Source organism: Arthrobacter sp. TB 23, assembly GCF_000294595.1.
Classification (GTDB): Bacteria; Actinomycetota; Actinomycetes; order Actinomycetales; family Micrococcaceae; genus Arthrobacter_D.
In genome coordinates this window covers 1-5,459 of sequence record NZ_ALPM01000112.1, presented here as the reverse complement: position 1 = coordinate 5,459, position 5,459 = coordinate 1, and the positions used below count along the sequence as shown (strand labels likewise).

The 5,459-nt window shown below is 63.2% G+C and carries 4 protein-coding genes and 2 pseudogenes; 4 read left to right on the top strand and 2 right to left on the bottom strand.

Features of this window, described 5'->3' with window-relative positions; all coding sequences use genetic code 11:
- Together B384_RS19185 and B384_RS0114980 are read left to right on the top strand one after the other, a co-directional pair.
- On the top strand, positions 1–650 hold a 650-nt coding region (locus tag B384_RS19185), incomplete at its 5' end, for an aminotransferase class III-fold pyridoxal phosphate-dependent enzyme (protein WP_019482249.1).
- Between the two features lie 17 nt (positions 651–667).
- Positions 668–2,116, top strand: a complete 1,449-nt coding sequence (locus B384_RS0114980; protein WP_019483913.1) for an MFS transporter — start codon at positions 668–670, stop codon at positions 2,114–2,116.
- A gap of 159 nt (positions 2,117–2,275) precedes the next feature.
- On the opposite strand, the pseudogene B384_RS19180 reads toward B384_RS0114980, so the two are convergent.
- A pseudogene (locus B384_RS19180) lies at positions 2,276–2,991 on the bottom strand (ISL3 family transposase); the annotation flags it as partial.
- Between B384_RS19180 and B384_RS20285 the strand changes: the two are divergent.
- Positions 2,983–3,129 (top strand): annotated as a pseudogene (locus B384_RS20285) (IS256 family transposase); the annotation flags it as partial. The pseudogenes B384_RS19180 and B384_RS20285 sit on opposite strands and share 9 nt — an antisense overlap.
- A gap of 402 nt (positions 3,130–3,531) precedes the next feature.
- On the top strand, positions 3,532–4,083 hold the full coding sequence (locus tag B384_RS0114970; protein WP_202802723.1) for a phosphoribosyltransferase family protein: 552 nt from the start codon (positions 3,532–3,534) through the stop codon (positions 4,081–4,083).
- Positions 4,084–4,262: 179 nt separating this feature from the next.
- Here the strand turns inward: B384_RS0114970 and B384_RS0114965 are convergent.
- A protein-coding gene (locus B384_RS0114965; protein ID WP_156808995.1) for an IS3 family transposase occupies positions 4,263–5,410 on the bottom strand; the annotation gives its coding sequence in 2 pieces (ribosomal slippage) (positions 4,263–5,137 and positions 5,137–5,410; 1,149 coding nt in all).
- Between the last annotated feature and the right edge of the window lie 49 nt (positions 5,411–5,459).

Below are 5,459 nucleotides of genomic sequence, written 5' to 3'. Positions count from 1 at the left end.
CCCCGCCGGCGTTCCTGGAAGGCCTGCGTGAACGCGCGGACCGGCACGGCATCCAGCTGATCTTTGACGAGGTCCAGGCCGGGGTGGGCCGGATGGGCAAGTTCTGGGGACACCAGTACTCCACCGCGACCCCGGACATCCTGATCACCGCCAAGGGCATCGCTTCGGGTTTTCCGATCTCCGCGATCGCCGCCTCGACCGAGACGATGTCCAAGGGCTGGCCCGGTTCCCAAGGCGGGACCTACGGCGGCAACGCCGTCTCCGCCGCCGCCGGCGTCGCGACCCTGGACGTCGTCCGGGACGAAGGGCTCGTGGAGAACTCCCGGATCCGCGGCGAGCAGCTCCAGTCCGGCCTGAAAGACATCCAGAACCGCTTCCCGGTCATCGGTGACGTGCGCGGCAAAGGCCTGATGCAGGGCATCGAGTTCACCGCCGAAGACGGCACCCCCGACGCAGCCACCGCCGCAGCAGTCCAGCAGGCCACAACCACCCAGGGCCTACTCACCCTCACCTGCGGACCCGCAGGCAACGTTGTCCGCCTCATCCCCGCCCTCGTCGTCACCGCCAACGAAATCACCACCGGCCTCGAACGCTTCGAAAACGCCGTCGGCGCCGTCACCGGAGCCGTGCCCGCCACGACTGGGGCCTGAACAAGAAAGCCTTAAAGATGACCAACACACAGCCCCTGCACGACAGCGACCCCGGAACGCCCAGCGCGCCGGGGTCGGAACCCACTACCTCGGAGGGCAAACGCACCCTCCACCGTTCCATCCTCGGCTCCGCCTTGGGCAACGCCGTGGAATGGTTCGATTACGGCGTCTACGGCTATCTCACCATTTACATGGCCAGAAACTTTTTCGGGTCGGTAGAGGGCGACGGCGGACTCGGCGTCACCCTTACCCTCGCTACCCTGGCGCTGTCCTTCCTCGTGCGTCCGCTGGGCGGCATCATCCTCGGGCCGTTGGGGGACAAAGTGGGCCGCCAGAAGGTGATGGTCCTCACCGTCCTGCTGATGACCGTGGCCACCGGTTCCATCGGCCTGCTGCCAACGCTGGAGACGGCGGGACTCGCTGCTCCGTTGCTGCTGCTCGCCTGCAGGCTGGTGCAGGGCTTTTCCGCGGGCGGTGAATACGGGGGCGCCGCCGTCTATATGGCAGAATCCGCTCCCGACCGCCGTCGTGGTTTCCTGGGCTCCTTCCTGGAGTTCGGCACCACTGTGGGGTTCATCCTTGCCGCCATCGTCTGCACCTCACTCATCACCATTGTGGGTGACCAGGGCATGGAGGACGGCTGGTGGCGCCTGCCGTTCCTGCTGACCATTCCGCTGGGCCTGACGGCGCTGTGGATCCGAACCAGGCTGGTGGAAGCACCGGTGTTCTCCGAAGCATCGCAGCACAAGGAAACGATGCGGTCGCCGCTGCGGCACGTCTTCAAGCACCACTGGCGGCAGCTGCTGGTCTTGGCTGGATTCGTGGTATTGCTGAACGTGGCGTTTTACCTGATCCTGGGCTACATGCCCACTTACCTGAGCGGCCAGTTGGGGCACAGCACAGCCCAGGGGAACTGGATGCTGGTGGCCATCATGGCCCTGATGCTGGTGGCCATTCCCCCGGTCGGCGCGCTGTCCGACAGGGTGGGCCGCAAGCCGCTGCTGCTGGTGGCCGCGTCCGGGTTCGCGCTGTTGTCCGTGCCGTTGGTCATGCTGCTGGGCCTGCCAAACCTGGTCCTGCAGTTTCTCGGTCTGGCCGTGCTGGGTCTCCTGCTGGTGATTTTGGTGGCATCGGTGTCCTCGACGCTCCCGGCGCTCTTCCCCACGGCGGTGCGCTACACGGGTTTCGCCATCGCGTATAACTTCTCTACCGCGTTCTTCGCCGGACCATCGCAAACCGTTGCGAACCAGCTGATCGAAACCACCGGAAACCAGCTGGTTCCCGGGTGGTACATGGCGGTTGCCGGTGTCATCGGCCTCGTGAGCATCCTGTGCATGCGGGAGACGTCGCAGGCCACGCTCCGCGGCGAGGTTCTGCCCGGCATGCCAGAGTCCGTGGGCCTGCCCAAGGTCCGCTTCGTTGAGCTAAATCGAAAGGACGCCGAGGCCCGCCGGGCCCAGTTCTAAACCCGCATCAGCGACACCACTACCCCCAGCTCCCGACCGACTGCCTCCTCAAGCGAACACAACGGATCACTTCCCCCTAGCGTCGGCGTCTGTACTGAAAAGTACGACGGCGGCGCTTGGGGTAGGTGCCGACAGTCGTCGTAGGTGCACATAAGGGGCTCATCGTAATTGAGGGTGTAGCCGTGGTCTGAAGCCGCCGGATTCTAGGAGTGACCGGGCGATGTAGTGGGTGAGGTTCCGGAATCCGAGGGCGGAGCCGCGAAGGTGTTCGAGGCGTCCGTTGATGGCCTCGGTCGGGCCGTTGCTGGTGCCGGGGCAGTCGAAGAACGCGAGCACGTCAGCGGCACGCTGCTTCAGGGTCCGGTCGAGCTTGCGGATCTCCGTCAAGGTGGCGGGGGCGCCGGCCGCGACGGAGTCGATGAGGGCTTGCATCATCTTCTTGCCGCGGGCCTTATTTGGTTCCCGGTACGCGGCGACGATCCGTTGATAGATGCCCCACGTCGCTTCGACCTCGACGTGCTCCTCGACCGCGAACACTGTGGTGAGTCGGGCTTGCTGCTTCTCAGTGAGCAGGTCAGCGCCGGTATGCAGTGTCCGCCGGGCCCGGTAGAGCGAGTCACCGGCACGACCCCGATGCCCTGTTGTGGCCTGTTGAACCCGTTGCCGGCACCGGTCCAGCCCGTCGCCGGCGAGCCGGATGACGTGGAACTGGTCCATGACCGGGACCGCGTCCGGGAGTTCCTCGGACGCGGCGGTCTTGACGCCGGTGAACCCATCCATGGCGACCACCTCGACCTTGTCCCGCCAGGCCTGCGGCCGCTCGGTCAGCCAGGCCTTGAAGGCCTGCTGGAGCGGCCTTCGACCGCCGCCGGGCCATCAGAGCCCGCGGACACTTCCCCAAAGAGACCGCGGCGCTATAGTGCCTCTACCTTGCGACCCGGTCTCTTGACCCCACCGGCGGCGGCAGAGCACGCTGGGTGATCAGGTGGAAACCGGCGCTGAACGCATTCGCTTTTCCCCTTCACAGGCCGGTTCGAGAAAACCACTCATTGATGAAAACGCCGGACCCCACATGTGAAGTCTCGGGACATCACAGACCACGATCGGCTACACCACTACCAGGGACTTGACCGTTGGATGGTTGGGGATCACCCAACCATCGGACATCTACGGTGGGAGAGCTGCAGGTTTAGACCCGGGTTGAGGTCTTTTGGCAAGGATTAGCCAAGCGACATCACAGCCCCGGACCTCCCACACCAAGAGGTCAGCCTCTGGCCCCGTGTCGCCATGCGGCGATCACTCGGTGCCTAGATTGAATCGCTAACGCGGCGAAGGCGTCCCGCAAGAGAATCCTTGAGCGACGCAGCCTCCCGGTCTTGCGCGGATAGTTCCGGTCCTGTTGCGAGGATTGACGCATGCGGAAAGAATCTGAAATGCGGGATCGTCTTCGTCAGTCTTTTCGATGGCTGGGGGATAGAACCGATCCAGACTTCAGGGCTGATGTCACTGGATGGTGGCGTAGTCCAGAAACGCTTTCGTCGCTCGGACCGGGTCTCGCGGCGCTTTTCCCTGGCTCGACACCGACGGTCGTCATGGGTACCGAGTCTCATGGGAGCTTACTTGGGGTTCTAACGGCGCAGCATTTAGGTATTGGGTTCGCGGAAGTACGCAAGGATCCTGGGCGAGCGGCCGACAGCGATGCTTGGTGGGAGACGTCGACTGGACCTGATTACCTCAACCGAAGCTTGCGACTCGGGCTGCGCCGCTCATTGTTGAAGGCTGGGGACAGGGTCCTCTTCGTGGATGACTGGATTGCCACCGGCGCTCAGGCCGAGGCATGCCATTCGCTCGTCGAGATGAGTGGTGCGGCCTGGATCGGCGCTGCGGTGGTCGTCGACGGCCTTGAGAGAACCTCTTTACGACGGAAGCTTCAGGTTAGATCGATGCTCAACGTTCGAGAGCTCTAATCCGTTGGAACAGACACTGTCCGGTGAGGGGTACTCCACCGCGACACCAAGCCCTGACCAACAGCAATACCGCTGTCATGAAGAGTCTAAGACTGTGGCGGGGATGGCCCGCACAAGATGTCGGGCAGATGGCTGCCTGGGCGGAGAAGCTGGTTGGGCCCCCGTTAGCAGTCCAGTGGCTATGCGATAGCTAGTTGGTTTCCTGCGGTCCAGTTTTCCCAGTAGGCCGACGGTGTCATTCCGTCGAGGGATCCGTGGGGACGTTCATGATTGTAGAGCTGTTTCCATTCATCGGCCAGGTACTTTGCTTCGGCCAGGGTGTCTATGATTTCTCCGGTGAGTTGTTCCCTTCTGAATTGGGCGTTGAATGACTCGGCGTACCCGTTCTGCCACGGCGACCCCGGGTCAATAAAAGCGGTCTCCACGCCGGCGGTTTGGCACCAGCTGATCAGTGCTGCGGCAGTGAATTCCGGCCCATTATCGGAGCGGACATGGGTCGGGACGACACCGGTTTCAGCGATGATGTCCTCAAGCACGGCGACCACATCCGTCGCGGTGAAAGACCGCCGCGGGATGATCGCCAGCGCGGTACGGGTGTATTCATCGATCACGTTGAAAAACCGCACATGCCGCCCGCAGGAGGTCACATCGGATTGGAAGTCGAAGCTGACCACATGCATCGGATACTGAGCAGTTAGCCGTTTCTGCTCCCCAGCCCCGGGCCCGGTGCGGCGTTTCTTCCTTGCCTTGGGTTTGCAGGTGAGTCCCTCGAGGCGCCACAGCCGGCGCACCCGCTTCGGATTCAGTGCCACCCCAACCCACTGTTGCTGGCCCAGGAGGTGCCAGCGTGCCTTCCGCCAACCCCAGGTCGGGTGCTTCCCCGCAATAGCCCGCAGATCGGCCCGTAGCTGGTGGTCTTCGAAGCTGGCCACCGGCCGTGCCTTGCGCAGGGCGGACCGGTTCTGGCCCAGGATCTTGCAGGCGAGTCTTTCGGACGCCCCGAACTTCTCCTGCGCCATGCGCACTGCACGGCGGCGAGGTTCGGGGCTCAGAATTTTCCCTTCGCCACCTCATTGAGAATGTCGATGGTCAGTTCCTTCTCCGCAACCAGCTTCTTCAGCCGGGCGTTCTCTTTCTCGAGCTCCCGTACCGCTTTGGTTTGGCCGGCGTTGTGCTCGGAACCGTATTGGTTCACCCACCGGTACCAGGTCGCCTCGGTGACCTGCAGTTCCTTCACGACCTCAATCATCGGCCGTCTATCGTTGAGCATCTTTTGGCCCTGACGGACCTTCGCGATGACCTGATCAGGGGTATGTCTACGTGCCATAAAAGTGAATTTCCTCCTGCACCCATTATCGGATGCGAAACTCACATAA

Excerpts from the sequence above, each read along its gene's own strand:
- B384_RS0114980 (WP_019483913.1), top strand. The coding sequence starts at position 668 with ATGACCAACACACAGCCCCTGCACGACAGCGACCCCGGAACGCCCAGC.
- B384_RS0114970 (WP_202802723.1), top strand. The coding sequence starts at position 3,532 with ATGCGGAAAGAATCTGAAATGCGGGATCGTCTTCGTCAGTCTTTTCGA.